The sequence below is a fragment of the Paenibacillus sp. TC-CSREp1 genome (assembly GCF_050171015.1).
Taxonomy (GTDB): domain Bacteria; phylum Bacillota; class Bacilli; order Paenibacillales; family Paenibacillaceae; genus Paenibacillus; species Paenibacillus silvae.
On sequence record NZ_JBNOKM010000019.1, the window covers coordinates 56,681 to 75,374 of the forward strand.

At 45.2% G+C, this 18,694-nt stretch carries 14 protein-coding genes; 2 read left to right on the forward strand and 12 right to left on the reverse strand.

What is annotated here, in order from left to right; all coding sequences use genetic code 11:
• The first annotated feature begins 111 nt into the window (after positions 1–111).
• Complete coding sequence (locus tag ACQSGY_RS25090) at positions 112–465, forward strand: helix-turn-helix domain-containing protein (RefSeq protein WP_427181388.1); 354 nt, start codon at positions 112–114, stop codon at positions 463–465.
• 97 nt (positions 466–562) lie between these two features.
• Here the strand turns inward: ACQSGY_RS25090 and ACQSGY_RS25095 are convergent, their stop codons facing one another.
• From ACQSGY_RS25095 to ACQSGY_RS25145, 11 genes are all read right to left on the reverse strand, one after another.
• The gene (locus ACQSGY_RS25095) at positions 563–1,561 is read right to left on the reverse strand and encodes a hypothetical protein (RefSeq protein ID WP_427181389.1); all 999 of its coding nucleotides are present in this window, start codon (positions 1,559–1,561) and stop codon (positions 563–565) included.
• A 21-nt stretch (positions 1,562–1,582) separates the two neighbouring features.
• Positions 1,583–4,720, reverse strand: coding sequence for a DUF3427 domain-containing protein (locus tag ACQSGY_RS25100; protein ID WP_427181390.1), 3,138 nt, complete (start codon positions 4,718–4,720; stop codon positions 1,583–1,585).
• Positions 4,721–5,064: 344 nt separating this feature from the next.
• On the reverse strand, positions 5,065–5,385 hold the full coding sequence (locus ACQSGY_RS25105) for a hypothetical protein (RefSeq protein WP_427181391.1): 321 nt from the start codon (positions 5,383–5,385) through the stop codon (positions 5,065–5,067).
• A 266-nt stretch (positions 5,386–5,651) separates the two neighbouring features.
• Entirely contained in the window at positions 5,652–5,936 is a 285-nt protein-coding gene (locus tag ACQSGY_RS25110) for a DUF4183 domain-containing protein (RefSeq protein ID WP_188594896.1), read from the reverse strand.
• 81 nt (positions 5,937–6,017) lie between these two features.
• Positions 6,018–6,668: a DUF4183 domain-containing protein gene (locus ACQSGY_RS25115; RefSeq protein ID WP_427181392.1), complete on the reverse strand. Its 651-nt coding sequence runs from the start codon at positions 6,666–6,668 to the stop codon at positions 6,018–6,020.
• Positions 6,669–7,141: 473 nt separating this feature from the next.
• Complete coding sequence (locus tag ACQSGY_RS25120; RefSeq protein WP_427181393.1) at positions 7,142–7,804, reverse strand: hypothetical protein; 663 nt, start codon at positions 7,802–7,804, stop codon at positions 7,142–7,144.
• Between the two features lie 141 nt (positions 7,805–7,945).
• Positions 7,946–8,431, reverse strand: coding sequence for a hypothetical protein (locus ACQSGY_RS25125; RefSeq protein ID WP_427181394.1), 486 nt, complete (start codon positions 8,429–8,431; stop codon positions 7,946–7,948).
• 501 nt (positions 8,432–8,932) lie between these two features.
• Entirely contained in the window at positions 8,933–9,409 is a 477-nt protein-coding gene (locus tag ACQSGY_RS25130) for a hypothetical protein (protein WP_184188067.1), read from the reverse strand.
• 15 nt (positions 9,410–9,424) lie between these two features.
• The gene (locus ACQSGY_RS25135) at positions 9,425–10,606 is read right to left on the reverse strand and encodes a WXG100 family type VII secretion target (RefSeq protein WP_427181395.1); all 1,182 of its coding nucleotides are present in this window, start codon (positions 10,604–10,606) and stop codon (positions 9,425–9,427) included.
• 238 nt (positions 10,607–10,844) lie between these two features.
• On the reverse strand, positions 10,845–12,338 hold the full coding sequence (locus tag ACQSGY_RS25140) for a hypothetical protein (RefSeq protein ID WP_427181396.1): 1,494 nt from the start codon (positions 12,336–12,338) through the stop codon (positions 10,845–10,847).
• Between the two features lie 139 nt (positions 12,339–12,477).
• Complete coding sequence (locus ACQSGY_RS25145) at positions 12,478–12,954, reverse strand: DUF4362 domain-containing protein (RefSeq protein WP_427181397.1); 477 nt, start codon at positions 12,952–12,954, stop codon at positions 12,478–12,480.
• Positions 12,955–13,150: 196 nt separating this feature from the next.
• Between ACQSGY_RS25145 and ACQSGY_RS25150 the strand changes: the two genes are divergently transcribed.
• Positions 13,151–14,770, forward strand: a complete 1,620-nt coding sequence (locus tag ACQSGY_RS25150) for a stalk domain-containing protein (protein ID WP_427181398.1) — start codon at positions 13,151–13,153, stop codon at positions 14,768–14,770.
• Positions 14,771–14,841: 71 nt separating this feature from the next.
• Here the strand turns inward: ACQSGY_RS25150 and ACQSGY_RS25155 are convergent, their stop codons facing one another.
• Positions 14,842–18,570 (reverse strand): glycoside hydrolase family 2 TIM barrel-domain containing protein, encoded by a 3,729-nt coding sequence (locus ACQSGY_RS25155; RefSeq protein WP_427181415.1) that lies wholly within the window; start codon positions 18,568–18,570, stop codon positions 14,842–14,844.
• Positions 18,571–18,694 lie beyond the last annotated feature (124 nt).

An 18,694-nucleotide genomic window follows, 5' to 3' on the forward strand; every position in this document is an offset into this window, starting at 1 on the left:
ACAACAAAATAAATATCTAAAGATATAATTTATTTTGTTTTCACGATTCATATACCCATGTTTAGCCCCCAAAATCTTGTCTACACTTTTGAATAGAGGGGGTATCTGTTTGTGGATGATAGAAAAATTCTAAAATTAGTCGGTGCACGAATTAAAGTTTTAAGGAAAGAGAAAGGGTTATCACAGGAAGCACTTGGAGAAAAAGGTGGTTTCCATTTTACATACATTGGACAAGTTGAACGTGGAGAAAAGAATATTGCCTTGATTAATCTTGGTAAGATAGCAGAGGCACTGGAGGTCAATGTATCTCAACTTTTTGCTTATGTAAGTGATGAAGTTGAGTTTACTGAGACAGATATAATCATTCAAGAGATAGTAGATATGTTAAGAGAGTCTTCTTCAAACAAAATCCGTTTATCCAGAAACATTCTAAGAGAGCTGCTGAATGAATCCAAAGATGACTAACAAAAAAAGCAAAAGAAGCTTTGCTTTTTTTTGTTAGAGGCAATCTTTCCACATTAACACTTCAATTGAAACCTAAAGATTATCCATAGAATTAAATTTATCGATGGTTCTCGCCAGCTTTAATAGTATCTTCATTACTATTTTTAGTCCCAAGTCCAAGAGCATTGGATACATGACCAGCTATAACTGCAAATAATGTTAATTCAACAAGTTTATTTTGTGTATAATGCAGAAATTGTAATACTTTTAAATGAGGATAACTCATGACTGCGTGTTGCATATTACTATAGAACCCTGTTGTAGGAATTGGCACAGCAAAATGCAAACAAAAGGAGTAGTAAAAGGATTTAATGTAATAGAAAAACATTTTTGAAGCGTCATTATTGTTTGTTTGGTTTAAAAAGTCATTTGAATCGCTTGTCTCAGCGAATGATAAATATAAAAATGAAAAAACTGTATCTGGAAGTATTAGAGCAACTAATGAAAAAAGAAGTAACAACATAATCTGATACCGAGACTTACTGATCAAAGTTTCACTCTTTGCGATTTTGAATAAAGCTTCAAAAACATAAAAGACTAGAATCAATGAAAAAAGAGCTACCAAAATAGTCTTTATTAAATTTAAATTAATATACTTTGTTATGTATATAAGAAAAAGGCTATTCGGATGAGTCTCAATTAAGTTAAACAAAAATGCCAAATACACATAAAACAAAAATATAGCAAGAATCAAACTTATAAAAAGCATCACTAGAATAGAAAGAAAATTACCCAAATTCAATTTTTCGTTCACGAATTGATGTAACCTAATAAGCAGATACAGTGCAACCAAGAAAGTACCTATTGTTACTACAATAAAAAATGTCTCCAAAGTGTACATATAAATAGGTAACAGAACAATTAGATTTATAAAGCTATATGCTATCCATGATTCTAGTTTATTAGGAATTACTCTGTGAAGTTGTACTGCCACAACTATAGCCGTAGAAATTGTGACTATAATTTTTGTATTTAAGTCTTTGGAAAATAAAAACACAAAAATATTAAATATATGTGGACTATAGAGCATAATTAGATATGAAATATTAATTTTCATAATACCCTCCTTCATTTTTCATCAAACAATACACTTATTCGCCACCGCCACCATCTTCGCAGGCATCTCTTCTCTTAATCGCCATACAAAGCTCATCGGTTTGTTCCCCTCATGACTCACGTAATCCGCTTCACCCAGGAAGACAAATGGAGACGTGTAGCCATGCTCCTCCTTATACTCCCGCACAAACAGGGCAATTCGGTTGCCTGTTTCTCGATGATGAATATACCGCTGCGCGGTAGCGGTATGCTCTGATACCCGGCTCTGCGTCTGCCAGTGGAACAAGCGCTCATTGATCGCATAGTCCTCATATAGCGTGGATGGAGAAAAGTCCTTATCCGATTTGTTCAGTGTAATGAAGAAGATATCGGTCTGTTCATCTGCAAAATATTTCACGCCTTCGCGGAAGGTTGGCGATTGTTCGGCATTCCAGTAGCCAAAGGCAGCGAGCACTTGGTCGATGGAGTACATACAGTGGATATCCAGTGGACAAGTGTATGGGAATGAATTGCTTTTATCCACAAATCGCAGATGCGCCAGATTATATTTGAAAATATCCACAAGCTCGGCCCGGAATGCTTCACAGGACAGCACTCGTGTCACGCCTTCTTCAATACTGCTTAGCCCTAGCTTCTCCGGTGCAGCCCGGTGGAACGTGTAATAGAACATGATGAGCATACGCTGTTCATCTGCGGTGGTAGGCTCTTTGCCTTTTTCAATATAGTCGATCAGGAAGTTCAGCCAGCTGCGAGAGTTGATCGTCAGCACGGATGGCAGTCTGCGAATGTACTCCTCCTGCTCGTCCTGCACTGGCTCGGTTAATCCGGCTTCGGCCAACAGGCCGCGGAAATACCTTTTGCCCGAACGCCCGCCATACAATTCATATAATGTCATCCCGTGATGCTTTACAAAATGGGCCAGGGTCAGCGGCAATCCAGTGTCCTGCTGGAACGTTTGCAGCTTCTGGATCAAGGCTCTGCGATTGCGGCTCATCTGCTTCAGATTACGCATGACGTAATCCTTGGCTTGCTTTTCCAACTGAATAAACGTGCCCCGAGGCAGGTTCGAAAAACCGTTCTCGACATAGTACGAGATGGATTGCTTGGTTGCACCGATCAGAGCCCGGAATTTATCCTGGTATCGGTACTCCTGATGCGCTTGCCCGATGAAGTCGAGCACGGTCAGGCACTCTTTGCCCTCCGCCATCCGCAGCCCACGACCGAGCTGTTGCAGGAATAAGGTTAAACTTTCAGTCGGACGCAGGAACAAAATCGTATTCACCTCAGGAATATCCACACCCTCATTGTACAGATCAACAACAAAGATCATGCGCAGTTCCCCGTTTACCAGCTGTCCCTTCGCGGAATGACGCTCCTGTTCGCTCGATCCGCCATGCAGAGCCATAGATGGAATGCCGGCTTCGTTGAAAACTTTAGCCATATACAGTGCATGATCCACCCCTACGCAGAAACCCAATCCTTTCACATCATCCAGATCGGTGACATATCTGTTCAGACTTTGCATGATCTGGTTGGCACGAATTTTGTTATGGGTGTAGAGCTTCTCCAGCTCATTCAGATCGTAGCCTTTGCGCGACCACTTCACCTGAGACAGATCAACGGTATCGGTGACACCAAAGTATTGAAACGGACTCAGCAGCTTCCGGTCGATGGCATCCGTCAGACGAATCTCCGCGGCAATCGTATGATCGAAGTAAGCGGTTATGTCTTTACCATCCATCCGTTCAGGCGTTGCGGTAAGTCCAAGTAGTATCTGTGGTTCGTAGTGAGACAATAGCTTTTGGTAGGAAGGTGCCGCGGCATGGTGGAATTCATCCACAATGATGTAATCGTAATAGTCCCGGCTGGTGATCTCCGTCAGCTTCATGGAATTGAGGCTCTGTATGCTGACAAACAGATGCTCCAGCGCCTCCGCCCGGCGACTCCCGACATGCAACTCGCCAAAGTTCATATCCTTCAAAATATACCGAAACGTGTCCCGGCTTTGCTTCAGAATCTCTTCCCGATGGGCGACAAAAAGAAGCTTGGCTCCCCCATGGCTTGCCCGGAATCGTTTGTAATCAAAGGCTGAGATGACCGTTTTGCCCACGCCTGTGGCGGCGACGATCAGGTTGCGGGTTCGACCATACAGCGTGCGCTCGGCTTCAAGCTGTTCAATCACTTCCTTTTGATAATCATAAGGCTGAATGTCGAGATGGAAATGTCCATTTTGGTCCTTTTTGCGATTCAGAGCCGCTCTCAGTTGTGCCTCATGTTCCTGATCCTCAGGTATGTATCTCGTAAATTCGCGGTCATTCCAGTAACTTTCGAAGGTCGCTTCAATCTTGCGCAGCACATCGAGTGAATCCTTCTCCGTCACTTTGAGATTCCACTCCATGCCACTGGTCAGGGCCGGGTTGGATAGGTTGGAAGATCCCACATAGGCGGTGGTGAATCCGGTATCGCGGTGGAAAATGTACGTTTTGGCGTGCAGCCGGGTGACTTTGGTATCATACGAAATCTGGATTTCGGTGTTCGGTAATTTGCTGAGCTCGGTAATCGCTTTGAGATCGGTTGCTTCCATATAGGTGGTCGTGATGATCCGCAGCTTTCCCCCGCCTGATGTGAATTGCTGGAGCTGTTCCAGCAGCAGGCGAAGCCCGCTGAATTTGATAAAAGACACCAGCCAGTCGATCCGGTCGGCGGTCACGATCTCTTTTTGCAGCTCCAGCAGCATGCTTGGTTCAGACTTTGCACCTGTAAATAACGAGCTTTGGGCAATCGGCGTATCCGGGCGAATGATTTTGGTATCGCGAACCGCACGGATGCTGTTCAGCTTGGAATACACATGGGTCAGCACCTCTCCTTGCTCATCCAGCTGCAAATCGTTATACTCCTCTTCCCCTAACGTGTCCTTCAAAGTTGCTATGATCTCATTACAGGTTCGAATCTGCTCTAAAACGGCCATTTTGTCTTCCGTCTGTTCCCGTACAATCTTGAGCGCTCGCCGGGTCACCGCCGCCAAATACGTGGACAACAGCTTGCGTGCTTCCTCTGCATCCAGCTTCTCGGTCCCAATGTGATACACATCCGGGTCCAGCGCCGAAATCTCCTGCCTGGTGATGGTGTTGATAAGCTGTTCATATATGCCTTGTTTCATGAATGTACCTCGCGAGAGTTAGAATAGGTTGTGGATATGTAGTTGCGTTCATTGATATTGCTTGGTATTGGTAAATATGGTCTCTACTCTATTATCGTCCAGCACGTGAGAAATTTCATCAGTTGTTTGGGAATAAAAAAGAGCACCCCTCATCATCTCTGGACGACAGGAGTACTCCACTCTGGGTATTTAAATATATTAGGCATAAACGTAGCCAATCTATGAAAAGCCGAATCTGCTGTTATGATCGATGCTCCATCCTAGGTCACTCTCGGCATTTTCAACACTCGTAATATGTATTCGGCTCGTTTGTTACGATCTCTTTCTTGTCCACATCAGTAAAGTTAAGGTAGTCTAATGAAAAATCGTTTACCAAAGCCCAATACAGAAGTTGTTTCTATTCCAAGCTCCATTTTAAAAATAGAAGCAAACACCAGATTTCTTTGTGTAGTTATTCCTTGAATCACTGGACCTCCAAGCAGACTGATTCCTGCATTCACCCATTCATTACTTGACTCTTCTATTGAAGAATGGACAACCCATTTTGCATAGTCATCTTTACTTGGGTTCGTTACCGCTAGCAAAACCAATATAACTCCAATGACAATCCAAAACTTATAACCTTTTCGTTTATCGCTGTAGTTATACGCGTCTCCATTTCTCATTCCTCATATCTCCTCCCTTATACACACCTCTATATATTACCATTAAAATAAATATTTTGTAATTATAATTGGTAAACCGAAGTTTCACAGTAAACTAACCATTTTCTAATCTATGTGTCAAAAAAGCATATTAGTCATCTATGGAGCCTTCTTCATCATTCGTACCTTGAATTCAAAGCACCTCTCCAGATCATAAGCGTAAAAAAACGACTCCTATCCCAGATAGAAGCCGCACAATGCCTTTCTTATTAAACTGTAGCCAATTATCAGGACACTACAAATTGTACAACAATCGGAGTGCCATCGTTCAATGCATCACCGCCGGGGATGGTAATTGTAGTGGCGGTAACCGAGGATGTGTCTGCTGTTTGCATCAGACCATTAATATACAGGTTGTAGTAATTAAACGCAGTCGGGAAGGCCGTAGCAGCAGTGCCCGCATCGTCTGTAAACGCCGTAGCAGCGATCGCAAACGTTGCCCCTGTACCTGTTCCATCACCGATCGTCGCAGCGAATCGTAAACTGTTCTGAAATGGTGTAACCAGTGGCATATTTCTCACCTCCTACCTGACATAGTATATGTGGTAGATTTGAGACTCGTGAAGGCCAATTCAGGAGGAGGTTTAACCATTTTAACTATTGATAATTATGGCTGTTAGCTGAATGATTTCGATAATAATCGGTGTGCCTGCAAGCAATACACCACTCTGAGGAGGAAGAAACAAACTAGTGGCAGTTAAGGTATAGGACCCGCCTGGTTGCAATATCCCATTAATGTAGAGATTATAATAACTCGTCGTACTGATTCCTGCAAATTCGGTTACACTCCCATCCTCATCATCCACAAAGTCTCCAGCAGGTATTGTAACCGAGCTTGTTAAATTCAGATTATCCTCTGGAAAATAAAAATACCGTCCCGTTGCAGGAACGACCTGAACTCCTGCTACCGTTCCCGGAGGACCTTGCTCACCTTGAGGTCCCGTTGGACCCGTCTCTCCCTGAGGCCCTGCTGGACCTTGCGCACCCGCTGCTCCCTGCTCACCCGGTACACCCTGAGGGCCTATGGGACCTTGTGCTCCCAGACTTCCCGCTTCTCCACGTTCTCCCTGAGGGCCTGCGGGACCCTGCGCTCCAGCTACTCCCTGCTCACCCGGTAAACCCTGAGGACCGATGGGACCTTGTGCTCCTGGACTTCCCGCTTCTCCACGCTCTCCCTGAGGTCCTGCGGGACCTTGAACACCCGGCATTCCCTGTCTGCCTGCGGCACCTTGAGGCCCTATCATTCCTTGGGCACCTTGCTGACCTGCTGGTCCCTGCATTTCAAGCAGACCGCCAACTATGGATTCCTGATGTCTTGGCAGGGCGTTATGATCTATGCGATCAGGACACGCTGGAATAGCGGGAATTTTTACAGGTCGTACAGTAACTTTTCGACTAGCAGTGATGCTTCTGGATCTTCGTATTGGCTTTATTGACTTGGCGCATCGTTTTTTTCTGGAATCTTTACAACGTATCCTGTACCGTTTGCTGCGTCTTTTAGAGATTTGGTTACTCCATCCCGCTCTGGAACGTGTCGCTCTTAATACGCTACGGCTCCTTCTTCTTTTCTTTGAAAGCTTCAAGATGGTCACTCTCCTTAGGCAAAAAAACACGGTATATATACCTTATACTATGTTATGAGCACATGCGGAGAGTGTGCTCATAACTATGCCCCCATGAAATACATCACTCTGCCTTTGCAAATGTCCCTTTTCCCTCATCTATATCTTGGATTCAAAGCCTCTCTCCAGACGTCGTCCTCCACGAAATCAACCTTTTTCTCTTCAAAATAAGCTCGCGTTTCTTGCTCCAGATCACTCAAGAGTTGAGGCCAATCTTTTTCGTTAATTTCTTTGGATTCGAAATCTCCAACAATATGCAGCCACCGAGCATTCAATTGTTGATACTCCTGGATTCTGGTTTTGAGATCAGCGGATACAGGATAATTGATTAGATCCAACCGCTGGAACGTCATCTGCATCCGTTGAAGCGTACGAGGCCATATGTCCTCCAGCCCCAAACGATTGATGAATAATGGTGCGGGTTGGGCCAACCACGTGGCTTCCTGACTGAAACTGAGACTCATCAAGTTATACTTATCAATAATTCGTGACATCTCTTGGAGATTATACTGGAGCTGACTGGCCTGCTCCCCATCCTCAACCATCTCGTTAATGATTTTCCCATTCTCCAATATGCGGTTAAAAATAAGATCATTATGGATAATTGCACTTTTCAAATCCACGATATCTTGGCGAACATTCATGGTCAGGTACTGTTCATACATTCTTTTTTCTTTGTACAGACTGTAGGTTAGAACAAGCAAGATTACAAAGGCAAGGCAACAGCCGATCATAAAAAGTCGCTTTTTTAAAATCAAGGTATGGTTCCCTCCTCCTCATTTCAAATAGTAAGAAGCACCTCTACGCTTGTCGGGTAGAAGTGCCTTTATGTCATTCATCATTTCAATTATTAAAATCCATCTATATCGTTCCAGAATCAGTATAGCACCCATTTTAACTCAAACAACCTTTTCACTACACCACTTAGGATTATACGGTATCTGACTTAGTTGCAGGATATCATCAGCTGTATAATACCATTCGGCATCATCGAACCATAAGTAATCTTCTTGATTATCTTTAAAATACTCCACCACAAATCTGTAAATGAATTCATATTCATCATTTTTTATATTTTCAATGTCTAATGCCCAAAAGTAATTCTCATCTTGAGTAAGCCATGTAAAACTGTCGAGTGAATCTTCTTCGATCCGATTGACGTTAAAAGTGAAATACTTCAAATCACCTTTATTTTCTATACTTTTAAAAGTGAATTCATCTACCTCTGAAAGTGTGCCTTCCCCGGTTAAAAACATATCGCCATCATATTTAAGTTTCACTAAAATACAATATATGTGTGCTTTGTCGGCTGCCTTCTTAAAATCCTCGATTGCCTTCTCAGGAACATAATGCTCTATCTTTTTTAAAATGATCATCGAGCTCACTTTCATACCATCCTCTAATTCCTGTGTTATATTTTTGTATTGTTAATCTATGTCTCCGTATCGAAAATCTAATCCTAATTTCATAAATGGGAACTCTAAAGTTCCACTAAGTTTTTTATCGTCGACAGTAATTACACCATTTTTTCGTAACAGAATTTGTTTATCATTTAATTCTAGAATGCAGTCTCCCTCTGTTTCTTTTAGTATTTCACCTGTAAAGGTTATTAGCTCATTTGCCCAATTAAAATAAGAAGGAATGATGTCAATGTAACAGCAAAATTTCAAGTCAATATCGTCTCCGGCTGAATTGGATTTTTTTAAACATTCTTTTTCGTATAGTTCATTACTTAGCCTGGTTTCAGCTCTTCACGTAGGACTTGCTCACCTAACTATTTCAAAAATTAGGGAACTACTTGTGATGATCGTATGTATGCATTTGTTTTAAACAGTAAGAAACACCTCTACGCTTGCGGGGTAGAAGTGCTTGCTTTTTAGAATCAATTACTTGACTGCATATAAAACAATATATTTATCTCGAATTAAAATAGACAAAGAATCTTCTCTGTCTTCAATACTTTCATGACAATACAAGCCAATAATCTTATCTTTTACCGTCAAAAGCGAGAGTGCCGATACAAAAATATTCATCTTTTCTATGTGTAGAGTCTGATCCTCAATTTCAATCTCAATTTTATTCATATCAGGGCGCAGAATTTCTTCTAAACCGTACAGTACTTTACCTTCTCGAGTTTCTTTAATGATTTTATCTCCAAATAAACCTAAAAGAACTTGATAGTTGGGCTCATTTTCTTGGAATATATCAATCAATTCAATAAGTACATCACTTAATGAACTTCCTCTTAATTTCTCCTCCATTTTCTCTCTGGAATCATCTAGAAACCAAGAATCCAGATCAACTGGAGTATCATCAATTTCACCTGGAGTATATGGTCTTGTATAAAGAAACTCTCTATTCATTTTATTACCTGCCTTTTAATTTTTGGTATACTCTCCACCTATTTTTTCAGCAACTCTAGTGAATAGCATATCCCAAACTGCATCCTTATTCCCCGTTTTAAAGAATTCTTGAGCTTTGGGATCACTTCTTAATTCTTTTTGAACATTTGCAAAAATATTACCTATATTATCTGAGTTTTCTTTCCAACCTTCCACTCCTCGCTTCATGCTCAAATTGGTACCATTCGGTGATACGGCCCTTATTTCAGCCATATCAAAATCCACTGCAGTAGCTATATCCTCAAGGCTAAAAGGTCCATTCGTTGGATGATTATGTGTGAATATTGTATCTTTAGCAACATCTTTCTGATTCGTTATATTTATTGATTTCTCAGTTCCCACAACTGTTTCTCCTACTGACTTACCATCTTTATCAAAAAACTGACCGTGTTCAACCGGTTTATTTCGAATTTTATCTTCAAACTTGTTCACAGACTCTAAAACATGATATCTATTCGTTCGTTCTGACTCCGTTTTCCCCTCACTATTTTTCTCTTTCCCTCCTCCACCCGACGCGTGATGATCTTTCGAGCGCAAGGCTCTGCCGAAGATCAAATAAGACAAGGCCTGACCTACTAACGCACCTTTATAGTACCCCGACTCATCTCCATTAAGCTGCTTTTTCTGCTCATCTACAAACTGCTCAATGTCGGATCTCGCTGTTCCTGTACCCCAGGCCGCATCCCATGCAAATGCGATTCCTCGTCGAGCATCAACCACTTTCCCCAACGTCATATCATAGGCCAGATTGCCTAACGTACTAAACGGCTGATAGAGAAATGCCTCTGCCATCTCACCTAACCCTGTAACGGTGTCGCCAATGGCTTTGTCCACGGCTCCAGTGAAAAAGCTTGGTTTCAACTCGTCAGGTATGTACAAGGCTACCTCGCCTGTGCTGTCTGTTGTTCTGAAATTATTTGCAATGAAGGTAAACTCCTTCTGGATCTCATCCAGCTTCCCGAGGGTAGCCGGGAAAACGTCCTTAACCTCCATAAAGTCCCAGAAAAACTGTTCACGTGTCGCACCAGACCATTCGGATTGCAAAAAATAGATGGACTTATCCAGTTCACGTACAATCCGATCCAGTTCCAATTTACATTGCTGAACCAAACGTGCCTTGGCCTCCAGTTCATCCGGGTGAACCTGAATACGCAACATACCCTCTCACCACCAAACCTGATCATAGTCGTTATCCCTAAATTTTAACAAACAAAAATAATCATTGGAATTGAACAGAAGGATCATTTTCTCCCTCGACGATTCAGTAATTTGGTAACCGCTCTATGCAGCCAAGATTGCACATGTACGCATATCATATCTAATTTGTTGTTTTATTCTGTCTCTTCCCAATAAAAATCAGATGTTTCACGGGGACATCATGTCAATCTATGATACATTAATCCCCACCGCCACCCGAGTCCCCGCCTCCGCCGGAATCTCCGCTGTCTGATCCTTGATGATGACCGCCAGAACCGTCATGATGATCGTGTGTATGCTTATGACCCTCTCCACTATAGCTATCCGTGTACACTGGAGAACTGCCTCCACTCCCGCCCGACTCAGGGAACACCGTTCCAAAGATATAATTAGAGCGGTCATATGGAAACTCCGCAGCAGACATAGCCCGGTACACACCTCGCAGATGTAGAGCCAATACCAACAAAGGTGTTTGCTTCAACGTTGTTGCTCCAGGCAAGCTGTCTTCCTGCGCAGGTTTGCGTTCTGCCAGACGTCGGAGCTCAGGGTCAGGATGCTGCTGAAGCAGAGACCAATTCGTCTTACGCACGCAGCGTGAGCCGATGCCCAGCACCAGCGCGGTCTGGATAATCTGTTCGAGTGTCTCTGCCGATTCGCCCATCCTTTCGGATGGAATGCCTTTTTTGTATCGCCTGCGCCAGCGACGCATCGAAGCTTCCCAATCTTTCGCGGAAGGAGCAACTTCCCTGGCAGGCAAGAACAGACGAACGAACAGCGACATAAAAAGAATAACGTACAGCCATGAAGTAAATTCCGAGTTACCCGAGATCGCCAGGCTGAGGCTAATAATGAGTCCAACACAAGCGACTTGATACAACAGGCGTACATGAATTTTGCGAATAACCAATACCCAGATCACAGCCGTCACGGTCAAACCGATTACTCCGGGCACAGAGACACGCTCTGCAAAACATACGATGCCTGTCAGCAGCATCAGAACAGGGAACATCACATAGACAAGCAGCCGCAAAAGCAGCGGCGTACGAATCAACTGCCCCCAGCCTCTTGTCTCCACCACTCGTTCCTTCCACGACCGTATGAAGTCCATGTGCATTTTTTCCTTGGTCCGATAGTGCTTCATATCTTCTCGCCGCTCACTCTCTTCAGAGCTTGGTCCAGCCAAAGCGTCCAGTCTGAACCGTTGTTTACCGAAACCGTAGTCTGAGAAAAGCCACTGCACCATCTCTTTCTCATCCGCCGACGCGGAGACAGCAGCAGATTGCATACTGTATTCAAGTGTTGTTTTTGGTGTCAGCGAAGCATTGGATACCCCTTGATCCTTGCTGTAGCGTCCTTTGCTTTTCACAATTCGCATCGACAATATGCCTTTACGAGTTAAATGGAACATGGTCGCCTGCGTGTCCTTCAACTTCAGTTGGCCCTTGCTCCGCAAATAGGCTAGAAACAAAGGATCTGCTTGCTCCACCTCTTCGTCTGTGAAAGGCCCTCTGCTGAAGCGTACTCTCACCCAGAGCAGTAGCTGAACCAAAATGATGCCCAGAAGCACCCACATCATCCATTCTTGTACCTGCTTCAGCCATACCTCCTGCAAGATCGGGGCCTGCTGTCTCTGGACAAGGAACGAGTAAACAATCTGAGATGACGTATGCCCATTGGTTAAGCTATTTTCCATAAGATGACCCCTTTCTAAGAAAACAGAATAAAAATGCGATGACATCTACTCTATATAAACCTGTTCATAGGTTAAAAGAATCCTTCCGATTTTCGTCTTCCAGCATTGCGAGCTTATCTCTCATCTCCCTCCCCCTCTTCTACTTGCTAGGGATGGAGAAACGACTTTCCTGCTCACAACCGGTCAGGATATAAAATGTGCGCGATGGTTCATCTTTCATTTTACCGATCCCTGTGCAGGTGTTTGGGGTTTTATTCTGTCTGGAGCCATACATATCTCTCGTGTCATCATACGTGGTTTGAATCAGCTCACCGTCATAAACCAGCTCATGAATGATCGGGCCGCCTTCAATCGTGTACCTGGTTACCCGAACTTGATCCGGCTGATGTTTTTTTACGTTTTGCATAAATGTCTTCCACTTATCCCGATTTCTCATCTCCCCCATAAGCACAACAACATCCCCACTTTCTTCGGCCTGCTCCGGGTTATGCGGTTCAATGATCGGAGGAAAGGGAGTCCTGTTCTCCCTCACTTCGAGAGTCTGCTGCTTGTCATTCGAACTACAGCCTGTAATAAGTGCAGCAGCGATAAACAGCATAAGCACATATTTCCCCATTGGAAATCACCTCATATGTACAACGTGCCTCACAGGAGATAGGTTACGTTTTTGGAAGAGTTGATCTGGCAATACGAATGTTTTTTCTGAATTTTTTTGTAGAAATATTACTGATCCTGTAACCTTCATTCATTTCCCTGCGTTTATTTAACAGCATATTCAGTTCCCCCATTCCCTTCAAAAAAGAGGCGATCTCATGTTTTCGAATCATTCAGCCAATCATGTAACAACAGAACAAACCCAGCTCTACTCACATCTCAAGCGATTGAGCAGGCCAAAGGGCAAGCTCTTTCGTCGCTGTACCAAAGTGGGCTTGTCTGCTGGTATCGTTACTGGCATGATCCTAAGCACGCTGTCTTCGGTATCTCCGACGTATGCAGCCAATGACGGGCAAGCTTCCCCAGGGAGCACTTTGGATCGAGCAGTCTCACGTTCATCCTCTGGCTCCTCCCCCGAATCCTCTGTAACTTCCAATACGGCTCAGAAGCTTCACTACACTCAAGTAGAAGGGGGGTACTATTACACGGTGGCGTTAAGAAGTGACGGTTCTGTCTGGACATGGGGACGAAACCTGTTAGGAGAGCTGGGAATCAGCGACACGGTGAGGTATCGCCATACATTCAGCCCTGCCCGTATTCCGCTGTTATCCACTGTCACCGCAATCTCTAACTCCGGTGGGGGATACAGTTTAGCTATTCAAGCAGACGGAACCGTGTGGCAGTGGGGAGATGGCAGAACCCCCAGTCAAGTTCCTGGCATCACCGATGCTAGAGATGTTACCGCAGGATCTTTCATGAGTGTAGCCCTCCTTCGGGATGGTACCGTTCAATCCTGGCAGACCCCACCTCAGAAGCTTCCTAACACGATGAACGAGGAGGCGGGGAAGAAGCCCACCCTGCACCGAATCAACGGTTTGAAAAATGTCGTGCAAACCACGCTTTCTGGTTATGATGGATATGCGTTGAAAAAAGATGGTTCTGTCTGGACATGGAAAGATGCGGATGAAGCGAGCAGTTCCCCTTCCAAAGCAAAGCGAGTTAAAGGCCTGACCAATATCACGTTCATCACGAGTAAAGGCGGGCCATTGATGGCGCTCGATTCGAAAGGTAGAGTCTGGAGACTGGATGTGCAAGGAAAACGGATTCCATATCATCACGAACTTAAAGTGAAAACGTTGGATGCAAGCTCCAATTATGTACTTCTGGTGACTACAAAAGGCGAGGTATACAGCTTCGGGAACACCGTAACGGGCAAACAAGGGAAAATAAAGCAGTTATCGGATATCACCCATGTGTCTGCTGGTTACTACCATAGTCTTGCACTCTCTTCTGATGGAAACGTCTGGGGATGGGGTGGTGACAAATATCAGGAGGCAGGTGCACCGGCCACATCACCGGGGGGCATGGTCTACATCCCTGTTCAAGCTAAGCTAGGTACAGATATCTATGTGAACGGCAAGCTGCTGCAATCCATATATCCTGCGGTAGAAACGAGCGAAACGCTCCAACTTCCGATCAAAACGATTGCGTTAGCACTTGGAGCAACATTTGAGGTGCATACCGCGGACGGATTAATAAGTCACTATACCTTAAAATATAACGATCGGATCATTACGATTAAACCGAATGAACTCCAGTACACGGTATCCAATCTCAATAAGCTGGACCCACAGGAAGAACAGGTTATAGCACTACATGAACCCATAGGCAACTACTCTGGAGCTACTACAGCACCGTATGACATGTTACAGGGACTAGGGCTGAATGTTACCTGGGATCGCAGCGCGGCCAAAGTAACGATTGATGAAGTGAACTGAAAAAATCCTCCTGAAATCGGTGGCGGTTAAACCAGCATCTACGATTTGAGGAGGATTTTTATCTTACTTATTTACTTCTCGAAGCGGAACCAGCCAAAGTCAAACTGACTGCCCGGCAGGAAAATAAAGGTTACCTTCTGCTCCCCGCTCACCCGCTCCAGTTCAAATATCCGTTCCTCGTACCCCTCGGATTGAGTGAACTCCACCAGCTGATTGCTTTGTCCGTTCGCGCCCGCGAAGCGGATATGAATCGTGTTTTTGTCGATCGGTGAAGCACCATAGATCACCAGCTTCGATGTGCCCTCGCTTGTAAAATCCATCTGCTCAAACTCCAGCGATACGTTATTGCCGATGCCTTCCACACGATCTTGCTTCACCGTGAAGGAATCCCCATACAGATGGTCGCATGCTGCTGCCGCATTCTGTTCAAAAGCACGGCTCTGGCGTTCAAACGAGAAACCTTTGATATGAAGCTTCTGTTTCACCACAAAGCAGATTGAGGCTATGCCGCTCAGGCGTTTAGATAGACGATACGTCTGCTCCTGATAAACATTCCATATGGATTCCTTGTTATACACAACGTCGGCAATCATCGTACTGCCCTCTTCATCCGGCATGCCTTCCCAGATCTGAATGAAATATTCTTCACTGGACAAGGTGAAAATAGGAATTGTAATCGTATCGGACCCATACGGTCCGAAGTCAATGTTACGGAAGCCCACATGCGTCTCGCCATCCCGGCTTGTCGCGACTCCGCGCTCATTACCGTTACCGACTTCACCTTTGGTGTAATCATATAATCCACCCGTGATGAATTCATACGGATTTTTATAGGCTGTACCCAGACCTTCTGCTTTGAATTCAAGCTGGGAAATCAGCTTGGTTTTGTCCGTACCGTTACGGCTGCTGGCACGAAGGCGGAACGCTCCGTCACCCAACGCTGATACTTTCACCACATGCTGATTTTCGCTGCTGTTGCGTGCACTTCCCCCGTCTACCGTTTCGGCATTTAATACTTCCACCTTGGCAATATTGGATTGAATACCCGCATCATTTACTGCGGACCATTCGATATCGCGATAGGAGGTATTCTCAGGATACAGCTTGGCTGTAACGATAAGTTCCGGGTGAGACGGATCAAGCCGCTGGCCGGCATCGCTAATAATCTCGATTTTCCGCAAAGGAATCTCCCGGGCGCTACCCGTCTGCACCGGGCGCTCTTCATTTTTCATAAAAACAGGCTCTTGCAGACTTCTGGCGGAAGCAGGGGCAGCATCGCTTAGTCCATTCACCACTCTGCTCTGTTCACTTCCTGATTCACCCTCTGCGCTTGCGCTGGTTGGCTTACCTCCGCTAACTTCCTGTACCGTATCTGCCGGGATCGATTCAAACGTAGACGTCGCGCCTTCCAATCCCTCGGAAGAAACCTCAATCCGAACCTCTCCTGACTCGTCTGTTGCTCCGATAATCGCCATCAGCTTGCCGCTGAACAATCTTCTGCTAAGCCCTTTATAAGGATCATAGTCCGTGCTGTCCCCGTTATCCAGACCGAGCAAACGCCCTGCCCCGGTAACCTTTACCTCCACACGGTTATTGGCATTGTGCACCGGATTGCCTGCTTCGTCCTGTGCTGTAATCTCTACAAAAACAAGGTCTTGCCCATCTGCCCGCAGCTGCTGCCGATCAGGATGTAGACAAAGCTTGCTCGCATCGCCAAAGGAACGCTGTACATCGGTAGCAATGACAGTACCGTGCTCATCATAAGCGATCGCTTTCAGCTCCCCCGCTTCATACGGCACTTTCCACCAGCCTGACAGCTGTGTGCCATGGGCATGATCAATATCATACGTTCCAACGGTTTTGCCGTTGAACTGCAGTTCAATCCGTGGTGCATTGCTGCACACACGTACATCAATGATCTGCCCCGGGCTGAAATCCCAGTACGGGAACAGATGCACCATCGGACTCGTTTTGTAATCCGTCCATGCAGCCTGATAGATATAATAGGAGTCTTTCGGAAACGTAGCTGTATCCAGCTGGCCAAAATATGAGTTTTTCGTATGATACGGTGTCGGCTCCCCAATATAGTCGAACCCCGTCCAGAGGAATTGCCCCAAGGAATACGGATGATCCCGTTCAGCCAAAATGCAGTACTCTGGCGATTTCGCTCCCCAGCTCGTTGTGCTGTTCCCCAGCGCCGAGCACTGCTCGTCATCATCATCCAGCACGGGCTGTTCATACGGGAAGTGGTAAATTCCCCGGCTCTGTACGACCGAAGAGGTCTCACTGCCATAAATAATCCAGTCCGGGTGCGCTGCATGGTGCTGGTCATAATATTTTTCCGCATAGTTGTATCCGGCCAACTTCACGATATCCGCGCATTTCTGAGCATTTTCCCAAGGCATGTAGTTGGAACCAATCGTCACACGTGCATTGCCTTTCGGATCAAATTCCTGCACGTACTCCATCAGCATACGCGTCACTTCCTGCCCTCGCTCGTCCGCATGGGTATCATAGATTTCATTGCCGATACTCCACATGATCAAGCTGACGTGATTCCGATCACGCCTCACCCAACTTCGCACATCCCTGTAGGCCCACTCCGGGAAAAACCGTGCATAGTCATACGGCGTCTTCGCCCGTTCCCACATATCAAACGCTTCCGACACCACCAGCATTCCCATCTCATCGGCAAGCTCCATAAACTCTTTCGCCGGCATGTTATGCGCGGTCCGAATGGCGTTAACCCCCATCTTTTGGAGCAAAACAAACCTTCTTCTCAGCGCTGTAACGTTAAAAGCAGCCCCGAGCGCCCCGAGATCATGGTGTTCGCACACACCGTTCAGCTTTATTTTGGTTCCGTTCAAAACGAAGCCCTCGCTGGCGTCCAGCCTGACATGTTTGAAGCCGATCCGCTGTTGCACCGTTTCCACGATCTGCTCCTGCTGCTCCTGTTGATCCTCGGAGATCAGCCGCAGCTCCGTGACAAGATCATATAAATGTGGTGTGTCAGGGCTCCAAAGGCTCGGATGGTGAACGATCAGCTCCTGGGTATTATTGAAATGATTAGTGCACGTCTGCGTATTTATCTCTGTGGCTACATCTCCAACTGCATTGGCATCTGTACCTGTATCTGTATCTGTATCTGTATGAATGTTTGTATCTCCACCTGCATATGTGTTCAAATCTATACCTGTATTTACATCTTTAGCCGCATCTGTATTGCTACCCATTCCTTTATCTTTCATTTCGCATGCCGAAATCTCTGCCTGCGATGATGCAACAACCTCGCCGTTGTACAGAATGGTATGCACCAATACTGCTCGCTGATTCTGCTCCGGCTCCAATTGCAGCTCCGTATCCACCACTACCTGCCAGCTATCCGGCTGCTGCTGAATCGATACATAGATACCATCCGTGACGATGTGGTTGCTTGACCTTGTTTTCAACCACACATTCCGATAGATGCCCGCCCCGGAATACCATCTGCTATTCGGACTTTGATGCACGACTCTGACTACAATCTCATTATCGCCTTCCACCAAAGCCTCCGTAATGTCATGCTCAAATGCAGAATAACCATACTTCCACTCGCCAACCAGCTGTCCATTCACATACACGGACGAATCCATGTACACCCCGTCAAAGCACAAATTATACTGCTGCTCATCCTTCGTATACTGGAACGTCTTGCGATACCAGCCAATACTGTCCTCATATAAATCCAGCGTATTGTAAATCAGCCAATCATGAGGAAGCTCAACCGCCTCAAAAGCAAGATCAGCAAAATCTGTAAGCATACCAAGATCAGTAGGTTCAGTAAGTTCAATAGCATCAGTAGGTTCGGTAGCATTTGTAGGATCGATGGCACCAGTTGGATCAGTAGCCCTAGTAAGTTCGATAGCATTAGTAGGATCGGTAGCC

What these genes read in the sequence shown, in the direction of transcription:
- ACQSGY_RS25095 (WP_427181389.1), bottom strand. Translation starts at nt 1,561, where the DNA reads ATGAAAATTAATATTTCATATCTAATTATGCTCTATAGTCCACATATA.
- ACQSGY_RS25100 (WP_427181390.1), bottom strand. Translation starts at nt 4,720, where the DNA reads ATGAAACAAGGCATATATGAACAGCTTATCAACACCATCACCAGGCAG.
- ACQSGY_RS25105 (WP_427181391.1), bottom strand. Translation starts at nt 5,385, where the DNA reads ATGAGAAATGGAGACGCGTATAACTACAGCGATAAACGAAAAGGTTAT.
- ACQSGY_RS25110 (WP_188594896.1), bottom strand. Translation starts at nt 5,936, where the DNA reads ATGCCACTGGTTACACCATTTCAGAACAGTTTACGATTCGCTGCGACG.
- ACQSGY_RS25115 (WP_427181392.1), bottom strand. Translation starts at nt 6,668, where the DNA reads ATGATAGGGCCTCAAGGTGCCGCAGGCAGACAGGGAATGCCGGGTGTT.
- ACQSGY_RS25130 (WP_184188067.1), bottom strand. Translation starts at nt 9,409, where the DNA reads ATGAATAGAGAGTTTCTTTATACAAGACCATATACTCCAGGTGAAATT.
- ACQSGY_RS25135 (WP_427181395.1), bottom strand. Translation starts at nt 10,606, where the DNA reads ATGTTGCGTATTCAGGTTCACCCGGATGAACTGGAGGCCAAGGCACGT.
- ACQSGY_RS25140 (WP_427181396.1), bottom strand. Translation starts at nt 12,338, where the DNA reads ATGGAAAATAGCTTAACCAATGGGCATACGTCATCTCAGATTGTTTAC.
- ACQSGY_RS25145 (WP_427181397.1), bottom strand. Translation starts at nt 12,954, where the DNA reads ATGGGGAAATATGTGCTTATGCTGTTTATCGCTGCTGCACTTATTACA.
- ACQSGY_RS25150 (WP_427181398.1), top strand. Translation starts at nt 13,151, where the DNA reads ATGTTTTCGAATCATTCAGCCAATCATGTAACAACAGAACAAACCCAG.
- ACQSGY_RS25155 (WP_427181415.1), bottom strand. Translation starts at nt 18,570, where the DNA reads ATGCTTACAGATTTTGCTGATCTTGCTTTTGAGGCGGTTGAGCTTCCT.